13 protein-coding genes and 1 riboswitch are annotated in these 18,259 nt (G+C 40.4%); of the genes, 8 read left to right on the top strand and 5 right to left on the bottom strand.

The features are described 5' to 3' along the window. Window positions 1-52: 52 nt before the first annotated feature. Complete coding sequence (locus tag QI30_RS20315) at window positions 53-211, bottom strand: hypothetical protein (protein WP_158620953.1); 159 nt, start codon at window positions 209-211, stop codon at window positions 53-55. A gap of 290 nt (window positions 212-501) precedes the next feature. On the opposite strand from QI30_RS20315, the gene QI30_RS03820 reads away from it, so the two are divergent. Beyond that, complete coding sequence (locus tag QI30_RS03820) at window positions 502-1,380, top strand: diacylglycerol/lipid kinase family protein (protein WP_126989629.1); 879 nt, start codon at window positions 502-504, stop codon at window positions 1,378-1,380. 47 nt (window positions 1,381-1,427) lie between these two features. Here the strand turns inward: QI30_RS03820 and QI30_RS03815 are convergent, their stop codons facing one another. Beyond that, window positions 1,428-2,294: an N-acetylmuramoyl-L-alanine amidase gene (locus QI30_RS03815; protein WP_158620952.1), complete on the bottom strand. Its 867-nt coding sequence runs from the start codon at window positions 2,292-2,294 to the stop codon at window positions 1,428-1,430. Between the two features lie 223 nt (window positions 2,295-2,517). On the opposite strand from QI30_RS03815, the gene QI30_RS03810 reads away from it, so the two are divergent. After that, entirely contained in the window at window positions 2,518-4,434 is a 1,917-nt protein-coding gene (locus QI30_RS03810) for an acyltransferase family protein (RefSeq protein WP_126989627.1), read from the top strand. A gap of 146 nt (window positions 4,435-4,580) precedes the next feature. Here the strand turns inward: QI30_RS03810 and QI30_RS03805 are convergent, their stop codons facing one another. Beyond that, window positions 4,581-6,608, bottom strand: coding sequence for a Na+/H+ antiporter (locus tag QI30_RS03805; protein ID WP_126989626.1), 2,028 nt, complete (start codon window positions 6,606-6,608; stop codon window positions 4,581-4,583). Window positions 6,609-6,738: 130 nt separating this feature from the next. Here QI30_RS03805 and hemG point away from each other — a divergent pair, with 130 nt between their 5' ends. The 6 genes from hemG (at window position 6,739) to QI30_RS03775 (ending at window position 16,378) form a co-directional block, all read left to right on the top strand. Then, the gene (hemG, locus tag QI30_RS03800) at window positions 6,739-8,127 is read left to right on the top strand and encodes a protoporphyrinogen oxidase (RefSeq protein WP_126989641.1); all 1,389 of its coding nucleotides are present in this window, start codon (window positions 6,739-6,741) and stop codon (window positions 8,125-8,127) included. 58 nt (window positions 8,128-8,185) lie between these two features. Then, on the top strand, window positions 8,186-8,896 hold the full coding sequence (locus QI30_RS03795) for a class A sortase (protein WP_126989625.1): 711 nt from the start codon (window positions 8,186-8,188) through the stop codon (window positions 8,894-8,896). A gap of 168 nt (window positions 8,897-9,064) precedes the next feature. Beyond that, a riboswitch (SAM riboswitch) is annotated at window positions 9,065-9,166 on the top strand. A gap of 85 nt (window positions 9,167-9,251) precedes the next feature. Then, window positions 9,252-11,111, top strand: a complete 1,860-nt coding sequence (locus tag QI30_RS03790; RefSeq protein ID WP_126989624.1) for a bifunctional homocysteine S-methyltransferase/methylenetetrahydrofolate reductase — start codon at window positions 9,252-9,254, stop codon at window positions 11,109-11,111. After that, on the top strand, window positions 11,092-14,520 hold the full coding sequence (gene metH / locus QI30_RS03785; RefSeq protein ID WP_126989623.1) for a methionine synthase: 3,429 nt from the start codon (window positions 11,092-11,094) through the stop codon (window positions 14,518-14,520). Before QI30_RS03790 ends, metH begins: the two co-directional genes overlap by 20 nt. Window positions 14,521-14,711: 191 nt before the next feature. Beyond that, on the top strand, window positions 14,712-15,734 hold the full coding sequence (locus tag QI30_RS03780; RefSeq protein WP_126989622.1) for a fatty acid desaturase: 1,023 nt from the start codon (window positions 14,712-14,714) through the stop codon (window positions 15,732-15,734). 38 nt (window positions 15,735-15,772) lie between these two features. Next, window positions 15,773-16,378, top strand: a complete 606-nt coding sequence (locus tag QI30_RS03775; RefSeq protein WP_126989621.1) for a response regulator transcription factor — start codon at window positions 15,773-15,775, stop codon at window positions 16,376-16,378. Window positions 16,379-16,700: 322 nt separating this feature from the next. On the opposite strand, the gene QI30_RS03770 is transcribed toward QI30_RS03775, so the two are convergent. Both QI30_RS03770 and QI30_RS03765 read right to left on the bottom strand, forming a co-directional pair. Next, window positions 16,701-17,465 (bottom strand): ABC transporter permease, encoded by a 765-nt coding sequence (locus QI30_RS03770; protein ID WP_126989620.1) that lies wholly within the window; start codon window positions 17,463-17,465, stop codon window positions 16,701-16,703. After that, window positions 17,462-18,178, bottom strand: coding sequence for a phosphate ABC transporter ATP-binding protein (locus tag QI30_RS03765; RefSeq protein WP_126989619.1), 717 nt, complete (start codon window positions 18,176-18,178; stop codon window positions 17,462-17,464). The genes QI30_RS03770 and QI30_RS03765 overlap by 4 nt, the downstream gene beginning before the upstream one ends. Window positions 18,179-18,259: the final 81 nt, after the last annotated feature.

Raw genomic sequence — 18,259 nt, 5'->3', positions numbered from 1 at the left:
TAGTAGGTAGTCTTTTGAGCCGAGTAGCTAAAAAAGCCGTCGTACATATTGATCAGCGCATCGTCATCCCCAGCCAAAATCGCGTCCCAATCTTATACGGATGGTCCGGTAAACGTCCTTTTTCAAATGACTTTACAAACGATGCATCGAATTTTTTCGCATTGGCAACATCCGAAAAAATTATAAGACAGAATAAAAAATAATTGCGCATACGACACCTCATTTCTTTTGAGTCTTATAATAAAAAGATTGTTGGATAAGATAGTATGATTTTTTAGTAAATGGAAAATTAAAAGAATTTATTCATTCTATTTAAAACTTTTCTCTTTAAAAAAACGTCTAATTAGATGAACTAAAAAAACCGAATCTAACATAGATTCGACTTTTTTCTCCTTTTTGTATTACTTATAGTTATCCCTTTTAAACTACCAATTGAAGCCTTCTTACACGTTATGTTTTTTAATGAAAGGGGAACATAACGTATAAAAGGAGTGGAAGCTTATGAAAGCTGTTATGATTGTTAATCCTTCTGCAGGAAAAGAAAAAGCCGTTAGCTATAAAGAACATTTAGAACGGGAACTTTCAAAGAAATATGATGAGGTAGAAGTTCTTGAAACACGGCAAGAAGGGGACGCTACAAAATTTGCGATAGACTGTGCAGCAACGACCGATTTAGTCGTTGCGATGGGCGGCGATGGGACGCTTAGTGAGGTGATTATGGGGATTGCACCCCTTGAAAAGAGACCGACACTTGCTTTTATACCACTTGGTACAGTAAATGAATTTGCACGTGCGCTTGATATGCCACTTGTCCCTGAAGAAGTGATTGATGAGATTTTGACCTACAAGCCGCGCAATATTGATTTAGGCTATATTGAAGATCAGTATTTTACAAATAGTGTTACAATCGGCACAATTCCAAGAGCGATGCATGAAGTGCCATCCGAAGCTAAAACGATGTTTGGCCCGTTTGCATTTGTTATGAAGGGTGTTCAGACATTAGCGGAAAATGAAAATTATCATTTTGATATCACGTACGATGGAAAACATTGGAAAGGAGAAGCAGCAATTGTTATGATTGGGCTAACGAGTTATATTGCAGGGCTTGAGCATTTTTTCCCGAATGCGACACCTGATGATGGCCTTATACATGTCATGATTATTCCTGAGCTCGGTTTTAGTGAGTTAGTCAAACTTGCACCAGATTTATGGAAAGGAAAAATTATGGAGTCAGAGCATGTACAAATGCTGACGTGTAAGACATTAACGGTTTCTGCAAAAGAGCCACTCGTAACGAATGTAAACGGAGATGAAGGGCCTAAACTACCAGTAGAAATCACCGTGAAACCACAGTTTCTAACGGTATTAGCGCCACATTAAAAAAACAAAAAACCGCACATTTCGCGCGGTTTTCTTCTTTTTAATGATTAGTCAAAGTAATTAATTACACCTTTAACAATACCTTGTGCAACGTATTTACGATAGCTATCTTTATTGATTTTTTTCAGCTCACTTGGTGTAGACATATAGCCATATTCAACAAGTGTACCGATGTATGGGTTTTCACGTAATACATGTAAGTTTTGGTAGCGGTAACCTTCATATGGCACTGTTGTTTTCGTTGAAAGCACACTCTTCATGCCGCTATAAACCGCTTTTGTGAATGCTTTTTCTTTACTCTTTGTATAAAGTACTAAGTAGCCTTTATCAGTTTTATTACCAGTTTTACTAGCGTTGTGATGCAGACTAATATAAGCATCTGGTTTTATTTTTTTCGAAATTTTAACACGGCCTGGAAGTGATAATGTTTTATCTGTAGAACGTGTCATCACAACTTCAGCACCTTCGTATTCAAGTTGTTTCTTTAATTCTTTAGCGGCTTTTAAGTTCACGCTTTTTTCAGATGTATTGTAATAAAACGCACCGTCATCTGTGCCGCCGTGACCTGCATCGACAACAATGGTGAAGTTATCTAATGGGAATGTTGCACTTTTGATTGCAACTTTACGAAGATATTTTGTTGAAACCCAACCACTTTCACCTTTGTATGTAATTTTAGACCAACTACCTGATACTTTAGTACGTGTAACAACGGTATTATAGTTTAATTTACGGATTGTCGAATATTTCACGCCCGGACCCTTACGCATATTCAATTTGTCTGTGTTTGGTGCAGTAACTTTCATTTTTACACTAGCAGCATTTGCACTTGATGAAGACATCACAGTAAGCGCTGCTGCGGCAATTGTAAACATTGAGATCACTGCAATCCATTTTAAAATAGTTTTTCGCATGATGTTCCTCCCTACTTGTTCTATCATAATCTTTTTGTATCGGAATGGCTCTCGATTTCGTTATCTGTGACAAAATTGTATTATTTGTAATTTTGATGCAATAGATAGTATAGGGAAAAAGACTGAGGACTCTCGTTTGACTAATAGAAGAATGTTTTTTAAAATTTGTAAAGTATGAATCGAACCGTGGATTTGAGGAGTTTTTTTAGTAGGAGGATTTACAATGCCACAACCTGTCAAAAAAAATCATCGGTACATAAGTGGTTTGGATGGATTACGCGCAATTTCAGTATTAGCTGTTATTTTATATCACCTCCATTTCCCATGGATTAATGGGGGATATTTAGGTGTTACCGTATTCTTTGTCTTATCCGGTTATTTGATTACCGATTTATTAATTAATGAGTACCAAAAAACAGGTACGATTGATTTCAAAAGTTTCTGGGTGCGTCGCCTAAGACGATTGTTACCGGCACTTTTCGTCATGCTTATTTTAATTACGGTGTGGATTACGTTATTCCAACGTGATTATCTAGCAGGACTACGCGGAGAAATTGGGGCTGCCTTCGTTTACATTAGTAACTGGTATTACGTTTGGCAGGAGCACTCATACTTCACGAAATTTTCACCGCCATCGCCACTACAGCACATGTGGTCACTTGCGGTAGAAGAACAATTTTATATTATTTGGCCAATTATTATGCTAATTGCATTAAAATTTGCGAAATCGACAGGTAAGCTTGCCTTTCTAGTGATGCTATTATCCGTTGTATCAGCAGAAATGATGGCATTCATGTTTACACCGGGCACAGACCCAAGCCGCGTATACTATGGTACAGATACACGTGCCTTTTCATTATTGATTGGTGCGGCACTAGCGATTGTATGGCCAAGTCGACGTTTGAAACCAAATGTTACAACTGAAATGAAGCGTGCGCTAAACATTACAGGTGTTGTAGCATTTGCGCTCATGATGGTATTTATTATCTTTATGCGTGAAGATGGCACATTCCTTTATTATGGTGGTATGTATTTAGCATCAGCTATCGTTGCGTTGTTGATTGCAGTCATCGTCCACCCAGCAAGCTTTATCGGCGATATTTTAAGTTGGAAACCGTTATTATGGGTAGGTGTGCGTTCGTACGGTATTTACATTTGGCATTTCCCAATTCTTGTCCTTCTTGGGTTAGGCGTCGATACGGGTGATTTAAGTATGTGGCGCATTTTATTAGCGCTCGTTCTAACGTTAGTGTTATCGGCATTGTCATGGACATTTGTTGAGGACCCGATTCGAAAAGGTGAATGGAAAACATGGCTGAAGCATATGCATCCACGCAATTGGTCATTCAATATTCGCCATTGGAAGGTTCGTACGCGTGTAATGAACGGCTTGCTTGCCGCGTTATTAATCGTCTTTACAGTTGGCTTAATGATTGAACCATCACCAAAAGCGAGTGGTAACAAAGCGCTTGAAATGCATCTGCAAGATCAACAGAAAAATTTAAAAATGACAGCTGAAGAGAAAAAGGCGGCCGAACGTAAGGTGCGAGCCGAGGAGAAAAAAGCGGCGGCAGAAGCGGCAAAACGTCAAAGTGAAAAAGAGAAAAAAGAAGCAGCGAAGTTCAAAAAAGATGTCAATCAAGCAAAAGCGAAGCTAACGAATGTACCAATTACAGCAGTAGGTGATTCAGTTATGCTGAGTGCTGCGACCACGCTTCAAAATAATATGCCGAAAATGACGGTGGATGCAACCGTTGGACGCCAAGTAGAAGAAGCGATTGAAGTACTTGAAACAATGAATAAAAAAGGCAAGCTTGCGAATAATGTTGTACTTGGACTTGGCTCAAATGGAACGTTCACTGAAAAACAATTTGACGAAATCTATCAAATCTTAGGTAAAGACCGTCATATTTACTTAGTAAATGTGCGCGTACCACGTAGCTGGCAAGATAGCGTGAATACAACGCTTGCTAATGCCGACAAGAAATATAGTAATGTGTCGATGATTGACTGGTATGATGAATCTGCTACAAAAACAGATATTTTCTATGATGATAAAATCCATCCAAATGTTGAGGGTGGAAAATATTACGCCGGCTTAATCACGCTTGAAATTGCAAAGCAGTTTAATAAAAAATAAAAAGAGGCTGGGACATACGTATAAAAACAACCTCTCCTATGAGCATAAAAAAACCGGAATCGCGCTTTGGCGCGGTTCCGGTTTTTCGTTGCGAACGCTAAAAAAGAACATAACGTGTTTTGTCCCAACCTCTTTTGTGTCGGAAATTAATCGACGTATTCATACAACGATACACTTTCGATGTAATTAACGAAGCGTCGTAGTTCTTTTTCTTGCTCACGTGAAATTTTACCTTCTTCGTACATATGGTGAATTTCACTACGCTGAACCTCCATCACTTGTAGGTGAAGTTCCTCGCGAAGTTCCTCCTCACGAGCAGAATCAATCGTGACGACTTTACGTAATTTTTCATAGGCTTTTTCATATTCGTAAATGACGATAACATATAGCGGACGTTTGCGTGGGTCGACCGTTTTACGTTCCTCTTTTAAGAAATGAAGTGCCTTTAAATAGCACTGACGACGGATATCTTGGCGCATTCGAATGTAGGAATAAAATTGTGTTTTATCCGTATCATTTTTGCGCGTCATAATCCACATGCGAATGACTTGACGCAAGGTAATGAAGAAGCTCATAAACATATTCGTTTCCTGTCGATTCAAGCGATCCTCAATTGTTGATAAAAGATTTGCATACATATCATCATCGAGCTGATTATCATCATGCAGTTCCTCAATATGCTTTCGTTCAATGTTAATGGCGCGCTCGCGTAGTTTCGCTAGCTCTTGTTTTTGCTTATCTGATTGTTCCGCATTTGCTTCTAACTGCAGCTGCCTAAACATTTGCTGCAACTCATCTATTAGCTCATAGGTGATGCGTCGATTTTCATCATTAATCGATGTTTGTAGCGATTTAACGGATTTTAAGAGCACTTGCATTTTTGCACGATTAAATGAGTACTGTCCTTCTGCAAGCTCAATTCCCTCATCCTTATCGGTAAGCATCGGAAGGAAAATCGTCGCTGCAAGTAATGTGAATAAAATAACAGCAGACGCTAAAAAGATAATGAGTGAGCGCTCTGGGAAGTTTGCTGTCCCATTTTGAATAAAGTAAGGAAGCGATAAAATCCCGGCCATTGTAACTGCACCGCGCACACCTACAAGGCTACTGATTAAGCTCGTCTTTAATGTTGGACGTACTTGGTCGCGCCCGAAGCGATATTGGAATGTACCAAATGTATAGGACCAGATGAAACGAACACCTAAAATAACAAACCCAATCGCTACGGCATCAAAAATTAAAATCCAGTTATTCGTATGACGATCGGATAAAGAATTTGCCATGGAATCAGGAATGTTTAAGCCAAGTAATAAGAATACAAGACCATTTAAAATAAATAGCACAATCGACCATGTATTTTCTGTGAGCATTTGCTCCTCCGCAAGCATAGGCTCAGCTTTTTCATTAATGAGTGCATGAACAATCCCACCAATTACGACGGCGATAACGCCAGATGCGTGAAATAAATCTTCGGCGATCAAATAAATAATAAACGGTGTGACGAGCTGGAATAACGTATGGAACACCGTATCGCGAATACCTGAGCGACGAAGCCAAAAGCGAATTTGACTAAGTACAATGCTAATTGCCAGTCCGAGTAGTGCCCCTACGATAAAGGTATAAGAAAATTCAACAACGGCTGATTTTAACGAGAAATAGCCTGATACTGCGGCACCAACCGCAAATTTAAAGGCAACTAAGCCTGATGCATCGTTGATTAATGATTCACCACGAACAACACTTAAAATACGCTCAGGGATTTGTACACGTTTGGCAATCCCGTTCACTGCAACGGGATCGGTTGGTGATAAAATCGCCGCAAGCGCAAAGGCCGCCGCATACGGAATAGATGGAATGAGCCAGTGAATAAACAAACCACCGAGCACAGTCGTAATAATTACGAGCACAATGGCATTACTTAAAATAAAGCCGCGCATATTCCATAGCTCTTCACGCGGGAAATTGCGCCCATCATTATAAAGAAGTGGTGCAACGAATAACAGCAAAAACCATTCGGATTCAAGCTGGATATCAAAGCTTGGGAAGATAATGGCTAAAATAATCCCAAAGCCAATTTGGACAAGTGCCATCGGAAGAAATGGCAAATAATGACCGAGAATATTTGATAGTAATAAAGAAAGCATTAATAAAATAACTAAAATAAGTAAGTCCACTGAATTTGACGCTCCTTTCTTAAAATATGTACAATTCATGGAAATGAGTAGAACTGCTAGCGATGCCACTAAATGAACGAGTATACTAAAAGACGAAGAAGTTAAAGGAGGCCGAATAATGGCTCAGTCTATGAAAACTATCGTTGTTGTAGGTGGCGGTATCACTGGATTATCAACGATGCACTACTTAACACGCGAATTACAACATAAAAATATACGTCTTGTATTAGTTGAAAAAGAGGCACAGCTTGGCGGTAAAATGGCGACGCATGAGGAAAACGGCTTTATCATGGAGCTTGGCGCAGATTCCATTGTGGCACGTCATAAAAGTGTCATGCCTTTAATCGAAGAATTAGGGCTAGAAGATCGCGTCGTTTATAACGGCACAGGCGTCTCTTATATTTATACCCAAAATGAGCTACATGCTATCCCACTAGAGAGCATGTATGGCATCCCGATGAATAAGGAAGCACTACAGCAAAGCACCCTTATTTCTGAAGCGGGTAAGCGAGCTGCTCTAAATGATTTAACATTACCAAATGAGCAATTTACAAAGGATTCATCTATTGGCGAATTCCTTGAATATTTCTTTGGTGAAGAGCTCGTGAAAAAGCAGATTGCCCCTGTACTATCGGGTATTTATTCAGGTGATCTGTATTCATTAACATTAGCGTCTACCATCCCCTATTTAATCGATTATAAAAACCAGTATGGCAGTATTTTAAAAGGCTATGCGGCGAATAAAGACAAGTTTATCAATCTATCACATAATAAGTTTTTATCATTTAAAAATGGCTTACGTGAATTATTTGAGCGCTTTGAAGAAGTATTAACGACAGTCGAGTTTTTAAAAAATACGGCTGTAACGAAGCTTGAAACAGTGAATGAGAAAACTATCGTTCATTTTGACCATCATGAGGCGATTGAAGCAGACCATGTCGTATTAGCGACACCACATCGCATGGCACAGGAAGCGCTAGGTGATGAACGTTTAACACCTGCCTTTGATGCCTTTAAAACGAGCTCGATTATTACCGTATATTTAGGTTATGAAGTCGGCAATGACGTCCTACCAGCAGAGGGCACTGGTTTTATTGTAGCAAATAGTGACGCCGTAAACTGTGATGCCTGCACCTGGACAAGTGCAAAATGGCCAAATACATCAAAAGATGGCAAGCTACTACTGCGTGTCTTTTATAAAAAAACGAATCCGAAATTTGCGGAGTTAATCAAGCTCACAGAAGAAGAGTTAGCACAGCTTGCGATGAAGGATGTCGCGACATCCCTTAATATTGAGGAGCAGCCGTCGACAATTAAAGTATCGAAATGGACACAGCAAATGCCGGTGTATAATTTAGAGCACGCGGCCGCTGTGAAAAATCTAGAGCAACAAATGCAGAGCTATTATCCAACTATTACACTAGCAGGCTGCTCGTATTATGGTGTGGGCATCGGGTTATGCATCGCGAACGGTAAAGAGATTGCGACTCGCATTGCAGCGCAACTTACGACGGTTTAATTCGTTCCAAAACAGGTGTTAACAACATAATGAATCGTCGATGAAAGGAAGTAAAATAATGGCGGAGAATACAGCTAAAAAAGGCGGTAATAAATGGTTGACCATTATAGGTGTACTATTATTAATCGCAGGGTTAATTCTCGTATTTAATAAGCCGATTATGGGCTTTGTGGTCAACCATATGACGGACTCAACATTGCAAAATAAAGCGGGCAAAAATTACGATGATAGCATCGCAAAGGCGAAGGAATCAGAAGATGTCACATTTGATTTTGAGCAAGTAAAAGACATTAGCCTCGGCGAAGTATTGAAGGCACAAATGGATTCGAAAAAGCCTGATTCAATCGGTATGGTGAGTGTGCCAGATGTAAACATGCAGCTACCGATTTTATATGGTATTTCGAATAAGAATTTAGCTATTGGCGCAGGCACAATGAAGGAAGAGATGCCAATGGGGACAGGAAACTATGCACTGGCCGGCCATAATGTGCGTAATGAGCGCTCTTTATTTAGTCCACTAACATTAGCGAAAACAGGTATGAAAGCATATGTGACGGATTATGATAAAGTATATATTTATGAAATCGATAAAATTTATAATGTTGAAGCGTCACAAGTCGAAGTCATTAATGACCATAAAAATAAAAAAGAATTAACACTCGTAACATGTAGCTTTAATGGTACGAAGCGTCAAATTACACATGCGAAGTTTATACGTGCAATGAATATTGACGAGGCACCAAAAGAAGCCTTTAAAGAAGAAAAATAATGACAGAGAAATCATCGTTGTCGGTGGTTTCTTTTTTTTGATTGAATGGAATGCATCATTGCATTGTCTTTCTAATTTTGCATGAAAATCATGAAAAAAAGACAGAGCTATTGACGTTCTTTCATCTAAGATGTATTATTCATATAATATTCTAAAAATTAAATCAATTTCTTATCAAGAGAAGCAGAGGGACTGGCCCTACGAAGCTTCAGCAACCAGCCGAAAGGTCAGGTGCTAATTCCAGAAGGTAATAACCTTAAAAGATAAGAAGGACTATGCGTATATCCCTTCTTATTCTAACGAGTAAGAGGGTTTTTTTATTGGGGAGATTGATAAATAGAAGGGGAGTTCATAGATGGGATTGCTGAACGATTTAAAAACGAAAGTATTAACAGCGGACGGTGCGATGGGCACGCTACTTTATTCATATGGGATTGACTACTGCTATGAGGAATTAAATGTGTCAAAGCCAGAAATTATCGAGGATATTCATAAGCGTTATATCGAATCAGGTGCAGATATTATTCAAACGAATACATATACAGCCAATGCGATTAAATTAGCTCGCTATGGTATCGAGGACCAAGTTGTAGCGATTAACGAAGGTGCAGTTGCGATTGCAAAACGAGCTGCAGCGCCAGGTGGTCAGTATGTACTTGGGACAATCGGTGGCATTCGAGGAATTCGCAAAACGGATGAAACACTAGAAGAAATTTTAGAAGCACTGCATACGCAGGCAACAATTTTAATCGAAGGCGGCGTCGATGGCTTATTACTTGAAACATTTTACGACTTTGAAGAGCTATCAGCATTAGTGAAATTACTACGTGCACACACAGCGCTACCAATCATTGCACAAGTATCGATGCATGAGCCGGGCGTTCTACAAAACGGTGTCTCATTAAATGAAGCACTTCATACACTCGAATCCCTTGGTGCCAATATCGTTGGCGTGAACTGTCGTCTAGGTCCGCATCATACCATCCAAGCGTTTGAAAACGTAGAGCTACCAGAGACAGCCTTCTTATCAGCCTATCCAAATGCGAGCTTATTAGACGTTGAGGACGGTAAAGTTGTTTATGAATCAGAGGCAGATTATTTCGGCCGCGCAGCAGTACTATTACGTGATGAGGGCGTGCGTCTAATCGGCGGTTGCTGTGGGACGACACCGGCGCATATTGCCGAGGTGAAAAAACGTTTAGCAGATCTTCCACCGATTAAAGCAAAAATCGTCGAAAAGAAAAAGTCATTAATTATTAAAGATGCAGATGAAGCTGCACATGAACCACTGCATGTACAGGCGAAAAAACAGCGTACGATTATCGTCGAGCTTGATACGCCACGTCATTTAGAAACGGATGCGTTCGTTGATGGTGCACGTATTTTACAAGATGCCGGTGCAGATGCAGTGACGATGGCGGATAACTCGCTTGCTTCACCTCGCGTCAGTAATATGGCGATGGGTGCTCGTTTGAAATATGAAAAGAATGTTCGCGCACTGGCACATATTACATGTCGTGACCGTAACCTAATCGGTCTGCAATCGCATTTAATGGGCCTTGATGCGCTAGGCATTACGGACATTTTAGCGGTGACAGGGGACCCAACAAAAGTAGGAGACTTCCCAGGGGCAACGAGTGTGTATGATGTTTCAAGCATCGAGCTACTTGAGCTAATTAAAAAATTAAATGAGGGCATTTCATTCTCAGGAAAGCCGCTTCGTAAAAAGGCGAACTTCTCTGTCGCAGGCGCCTTCAATCCAAATGTACGAAATGTGGCGCGCGCTGTACCACGACTTGAAAAAAAAATCGCAGCCGGTGCAGATTACTTTATTTCACAGCCGGTGTATACGAAGGAAAAAATCATTGAGGTGTACGAGGCAACAAAACATATTGAAGAGCCTATTTTCTTAGGTATCATGCCACTGACAAGTCTACGTAACTCAGAATTTTTACACAATGAAGTACCGGGCATTAAATTATCCGAAGATGTACTTACACGTATGCGTGACTGCGAAGAGGATAAAGAGCGTGCACGTGCAGAGGGACTTAAGATTGCAAAGGAGTTAATCGATGTCGCCGCACCACTATTTAAAGGAATTTATTTAATTACACCGTTCATGCGCTATGACATGACCGTTGAGTTAATTGATTATATTAAGCAGTTAGATGCACAAACTGAGGGGGAACAAGTAAATGTCGAAACAACGCATTGAGGATCGTATTCAAGATCATATTTTAATTTTAGATGGTGCGATGGGGACAATGCTCCAAAACGCTGATTTAACAGCAGAAGATTTTGGTGGCGAAGAGTTAGATGGCTGTAATGAAAACCTGAATTTAACACGCCCAGATGTTGTACGTGATATCCACCGTGCTTACTTTGAAGCAGGAGCAGACATCGTAACGACCAATACATTTGGTGGGACACCGCTTGTATTAAACGAATATGGTTTAGGTGAGCATGCGTATGAAATTAATAAACGTGCGGTAGAGCTTGCGGTTGAAGCAGCAAATGAGTTTTCAACACCTGAATGGCCACGTTATGTTGCAGGTGGGTTAGGGCCAACGACCAAAACATTATCAGTAACAGGTGGTACGACATTTGATGCACTACAACATGATTTTTATGTGCAAGCAAAGGGATTAATTGATGGTGGTGCGGATGTTTTATTAATGGAAACATCACAGGATATGCTGAATGTAAAAGCAGGAACACTTGGTATTAAACAAGCGTTTGATGAGCTAGGAAAAGAATTACCGGTTATGATTTCAGGAACGATTGAGCCAATGGGTACAACACTTGCGGGTCAAACAATCGATGCATTTTATATTTCAATCGAGCATATTAAACCACTGTCAGTCGGCTTAAACTGCGCGACTGGACCAGAATTTATGACAGACCATATTCGTACACTTGCGGAAGTAGCGACGAGCTATGTTAGCTGTTACCCAAATGCTGGACTTCCGGATGAGGAAGGTCATTACCATGAAACACCTGAGTCATTATCGAAAAAACTAGCGGCTTTTGCAGATAAAGGCTGGTTAAATGTTATTGGTGGTTGCTGTGGGACGACACCTGCGCATATTAGCGCGATTCGCGAGGCAGTAAAAGACAAAGCACCACGTAAGCGTCCAAACCATGATCATCCGCACATGGTATCAGGTATTGAGCCATTAATGTACGATGATTCAATGCGTCCATTATTTGTAGGGGAACGTACAAACGTTATCGGTTCACGTAAATTCAAACGTTTAATCGTAGAAGGTAAGTTTGAAGAAGCGGCAGAAATCGCCCGTGCGCAAGTGAAAAATGGTGCGCATGTACTCGATATTTGCCTAGCCAACCCAGACCGTGATGAGCTAGAAGATATCCGTAACTATATGGAAGAAGTCGTAAAAAAAGTAAAAGTACCATTCGTTATCGACTCGACGGATGAGAAGGTAATCGAAGAAGCACTAAAATATTCACAAGGGAAGGCCATCATCAACTCCATTAACTTAGAGGACGGCGAAGAACGCTTTGATGCAGTACTACCACTTGTGAAAAAATACGGTGCCTCAATCGTTATTGGGACAATCGACGAAAAAGGGATGGCTGTTGACCGCCATCGTAAGCTTGAAATTGCAGAGCGCGAATACGATTTACTTGTGAATAAGTGGGATATCGCACCAGAAGATATTATTTTTGACCCACTTGTTTTCCCAGTTGGTACAGGGGACGAGCAGTATATTGGCTCCGCTGTCGAGACAATCGAAGGAATTCGTTTGATTAAAGAAAAGCTACCACGTGCTTTAACAATTCTAGGGGTATCGAATGTATCATTCGGTTTACCACCAGTAGGTCGTGAAATTTTAAATGCGGTGTATTTATATAACTGTACACAGGCAGGACTTGATTATGCGATTGTCAATACAGAGAAGCTCGAGCGTTATGCGTCGATTCCTGAACAGGAAATCAAGTTAGCGAATGATTTATTATTCAATACGAATGATGAAACACTCGCGGTATTTACCGATTTCTATCGTGATAAGAAGAAAGAAAAAACAGAGGATGATATTCCAAAAACTGTGCCAGAGCGCCTTGAATATTATATTTTAGAAGGTACGAAGGAAGGTTTAATTGATGATTTAGAGGCTGCGCGTGACATGTATGATGCACCACTTGATATTATCAATGGTCCACTGATGAAGGGGATGGCGACCGTTGGGAAGCTATTTAATGAAAATCAACTAATCGTTGCGGAGGTATTACAATCAGCGGGTGTTATGAAGGCTGCTGTTGCGCATTTAGAGCAGTACATGGAGAAAAGCGCAGATGATGTTGGGAAAGGGAAAATGCTTATTGCAACGGTCAAAGGTGATGTGCATGATATCGGTAAAAACTTAGTCGACATCATTATGAGCAACAATGGCTATACAGTTGTTGACCTTGGCATTAAAGTGACACCACAAACATTAATTGAAGCGATTCGTAAAGAAAACCCAGACATCGTTGGGTTATCGGGTCTGCTTGTAAAATCGGCCCAACAAATGGTTGTGACAGCACAGGACTTTAAAGAAGCGGGGATTGATACACCAATTATCGTTGGGGGTGCAGCGCTTTCTCGTCGCTTTACCGATACAAAAATTGCCGCCAACTATAATGGCCCGGTCATGTATGCAAAAGATGCGATGCAAGGACTTGAAACGATTAACCGCCTAATGAGTGATGACCGCGAAGGCTTACTAACGGAAATTTTTGAGGCACAGGAAAAACGTAAAGTTCAAGATGCAAATCGTGCAGAGCGTCCGGCAGTTGCAGTGAAAACGCGCCCAGCGAAAACCGTACGTACAGATGTGCCAGTCTACAAACCAACCGATTTAGAGCGCCATGTGCTACGTGATTATACACCAGCTTATTTATATCCATATGTGAATATGCGCACATTGATTGGTCATCACCTTGGTTTAAAAGGCTTTAAAGAAGATATGATTAAAGAGGGGGACAAGCGTGCAGTTGAGCTATTTGAATTAGTGCGAGGTTATTTACAGTCCGATTTACTACATCCAAAGGCCATGTATCAATTCTTTAAAGCACAATCAGATGGCGACGATGTCATTATTTATGACAAGGACGGTGTCACAGAAATCGAGCGCTTTACATTCCCGCGTCAAGAAAAAGAACCATTCCTCTGTCTAGCGGATTTCTTAAAATCAAAAGACAGCGGCGAAATGGACTATGTAGGCTTCCTACAAGTAACGGCGGGTAAGGGCATTCGTGAAAAGGCACAGCAATTAAAAGAGCAGGGAAAATTCCTTGAAATGCATGCGCTTCAAGCAACAGCACTTGAACTTGCAGAGGGCTTAGCAGAGCGAGTTCACCAGGAGATGCGTGACCATGCAGGATATCCAGATGGTGTGGATTTCACGATGCGTGACCGCTTTGCGGCGAAGTATCAAGGACAGCGCTTCTCATACGGCTACCCAGCATGTCCAAACTTAGAGGATCAAAAGAAATTATTTGGTCTGATTCACCCAGAGGATATTGGTGTGAATTTAACAGAGGAATTTATGATGGACCCTGAGGCATCAGTTTCTGCGATGATGTTCTCACATCCAGATGCACGTTATTTTAACGTTTAATAGAGAAAAGAGAGGGGCTAAATGGCCTCTCTTTTTTTATACATAAAAGTGAGTGGTTACTAATAGACACTTTCGATTATTTTGTCGTTTAACTAGTGATGAATGTCATATGATATGTGTGACATCCACCTATGTGACCTCCAACTAATTTATTTTATACTAGAAACAATAAATTAGTTGGAGGCAAAAAAATGACGGATCGCGAAAAAATTAAAGAACTGAAAAAAGCCGTTGCGCCGTTCTCAAAATCAGAGATGGGCACGAGCATTCGCCAATTGATTAATACGCTCGTACCGCTACTTCTATTATGGGGTGCTGGCTACGGCTTATTTCATGTATCACCTATCATTTCAATCGTCTGCGCAGTAATCGCAAGCGGCTTTGTTGTGCGTACATTCATTATTTTCCATGACTGTACACATGGATCATTTTTCAAAAACAGAAAATTAAATGCGTTAGTAGGGAATATCACAGGCGTTATTACGACATTTCCATACGAACAATGGAAACGCGAACATTTAATTCACCACGCATCAAGCTCAAACTTAGATGAGCGTGGTGTCGGTGACATTTGGATGATGACAACAGAGGAATATAATGAAGCATCGAAATGGCAACGTTTTTGCTACCGTTCATACCGTCATCCAATTATCATGTTCGGCGTAGGACCACTTTATTTAATTTTAGTATCAAATCGTATGAATGCAAAAAATGCGAAGAAAAAAGAACGTCTTAACACGTATTACACAACGCTTGCGCTAGTCGTTATGCTTGTTGTAATGAGCCTATTATTTGGCTGGCAAGCAATGTTGATTGTACAAGGGATTTCAATGTACATCGCAGCAGTACTAGGCATCTGGTTATTTTATATTCAACATACCTTTGAAGATTCATATTTCGAGAATGAGCAAGATTGGGATTATGTAAAAGCAGCTGTAGAAGGAAGTTCGTATTATCAATTACCAAAATTACTACAATGGATTTCTGGTAATATCGGGTACCACCATGTACATCATTTAGCACCGCGTATTCCAAACTATGAGTTAGAGGAAGCACATGAAAAAACGCCACCACTACAACGTGTCACAACGATTACATTAAAAACAAGCTTCGAATCATTACGTTATAAACTGTATGATGCATCAAACAAACGCTTCATTACGTTTAAAGAGTATGCGGCATTAAAGAGCGCTTCAAATAGAGGTTTGCTATAATAAGCATATAAAATAGGGCGTAAGGAAGTGAGTCTTACATGATTAAAATCGTGTTAGCAGAGGATCAAGGCATGTTACTTGGTGCCATGCAGGCATTAATCAATATGGAGGATGATATGGAAGTTGTGGCAACAGCACGTAACGGTGTTGAGGCATTAACGGCAATTACAGAGCATCAGCCAGATATCATCATTATGGATATTGAAATGCCCGAAAAAACAGGTCTTGATGTAGCAGAAGAAATTAAAGGACAGGATTATAAGGTTGTTATTTTAACGACTTTTGCACGTCCTGGATATTTCGAACGTGCGAAAAAAGCGGGGGTTCGTGGGTATTTATTAAAAGATAGTCCGATTGAAGAGCTTGTTAATGCGATTCGTGTCATTATGGATGGCCGCCGCATATATGCACCTGAGTTAATCGACATCGTCTATGAAGAAACCGTTGAAAATCCTCTGACAGAGCGTGAGACAGAGGTTCTTGGCCTTGTTGCAGAAGGAAAAACGACAAAGGAAATTGCAAAAGAGCTTTTTCTATCGCCCGGTACGGTACGCAATTATATTTCAACTATTTTAGACAAATTGGAAGTAAGTAATCGTATCGAGGCAATCGTTCGTTATAAAGAAAAAGGCTGGAATAAGTAATAGCCGTTCGGTATTGTGAAATATTAAAATGACCGACTCAAAAGATTAGAATTTCGTTTGAAGCAGAAAAATTGAATATCCTAAATTTAGGGTATATACTCTAATTGTGTATAACATTCTTTTGCCAAGAAGTTCCAAATCCGTTCGCTTATGTACAATTTTCAAGGAGATATGCGGTAATTGGCTCGTTTCTGACCATTTTTAACGCGATTCGTTACTTGCTATTGAATTGTCTCTTTAAAATAGGTAACGTTGAGTACGGTACACAATAATATTATGACAAAAAAGTCGCCTTCCCTACATGGAATAGGGAAGGCGATTTTTATTGTCCGGTAAATTTTTCTGGAATTATTTGCAGTTTCTGATTAAATAAAGTACGGTAACTTAAGAAACCAAGTAGCACACTTGAAACAGAGGCGGTCGTCAGTAGCATGAATTGTACAAGTAACTGGAACATAACCGCCTGGACCGGGTCCGCACCGGCAATGATTTGGCCACTCATCATACCAGGGAGCTGTACGAGGCCAATCGTTTTTTGGCTTTCAATTGTTGGTAGCATACTCGCTTTAATCGATGTAATGAGCTGGCGGTGAATGGCCTGCTTCGGTGTGCCACCGAGCGATAAAATAAGCTCGACTTCCTGTTCGTGTGCCTCGATTTCTGCGGTGAAGCGGTTGAGGAATAAAATACTCATAACCATTGAGTTGCCGATTGCCATGCCGCTCAGTGGAATAATATATTGTGCTGTAGCCGGTACAATATGAAATCCTACTAATACGCTCATGACAATGGCTTCAATCACACATAAGCTTAGCGCCAACTTCCACGTAATGCCGTTGATTTGGGCGCCTTTTTTGCGTGCATTCAGCGTTGCCACGGCAATCATGATTGCGACCATTAAGAAGCTAAATACCACATTTTGCTGGTCAAAAATGAGCTGTAATACATACCCAATCGCAAGCAGCTGAACGATGGCACGAATCGTAGCAATGATGACATCTTTACCAAGTTGTAAATTTAATGCTTTCGATAAGACAAGTGGAATACAGACGAATGCGAGTGTAATCGCTAGCGTTGTAAACGTCATAAAAGCTCACCTCGCATAAATTGTTGGACGCGTTCGTTTTGTGAGGTTTCTAGTAAATGAATGCTGCCACTCTCGATTAATTGGCCACGATGCATTAGCCACATATAATCCCCAATGCGACGAGCCTGCTCTAAATTATGCGTAATCCAGATAATCGTGACACCACGCTGTTTCATCGTTACAATCAATTGCTCAATTTCCGTTACCGAATGCGGGTCAAGCGCAGAGGTGATTTCATCCAGTAACAGTACATCGGTCGGATTTATAAGTGTTCTTGCAATCGATAATTTTTGGCGCTGTCCACCAGAAAGGTCATGCGCTTTTTTATGTATATTTTTAGCATCTAAGCCGACTTGCTGAAGTGCCTGTATCGCCTCGTCTTTGCTTAATGTTTCACCTTGAAGTTGTCGCGGTAAATTTAAATTATCATAGACGCTTCCTTTAATCATTGGTGCATCTTGTAAGGCCATGCCAACACAGCGGCGTAAGGTTAGAGGATTGTATGTTTTTAACTCCTGATCATTATAAAAAATAGTCCCATCTGTAGGCGATAATAACGCGTTACATAATTTTAAAATGGTTGTTTTGCCTGCGCCAGAAGGACCGACGAGTGTGGTAATCTGCCCTTTTGGAAACTGTCCGGAAATCGTATTGATAATCTGTGTATCTTGCATCGTAACAGAAATATTATGAAAAGTAATGGCTGCAGTCATATGCAAAACCTCCTTCTGTAGTAGCGTAACATATCATTATTTAAAAACTATTAAAATCTTGCGATGATAGTGTGAAAAATT

Source organism: Candidatus Kurthia intestinigallinarum, from assembly GCF_003991225.1.
GTDB lineage: Bacteria > Bacillota > Bacilli > Bacillales_A > Planococcaceae > Kurthia > Kurthia populi.
The sequence above is the reverse complement of the archived record's forward strand: the minus strand, read 5'-3'. Positions and strand labels throughout refer to the sequence as shown.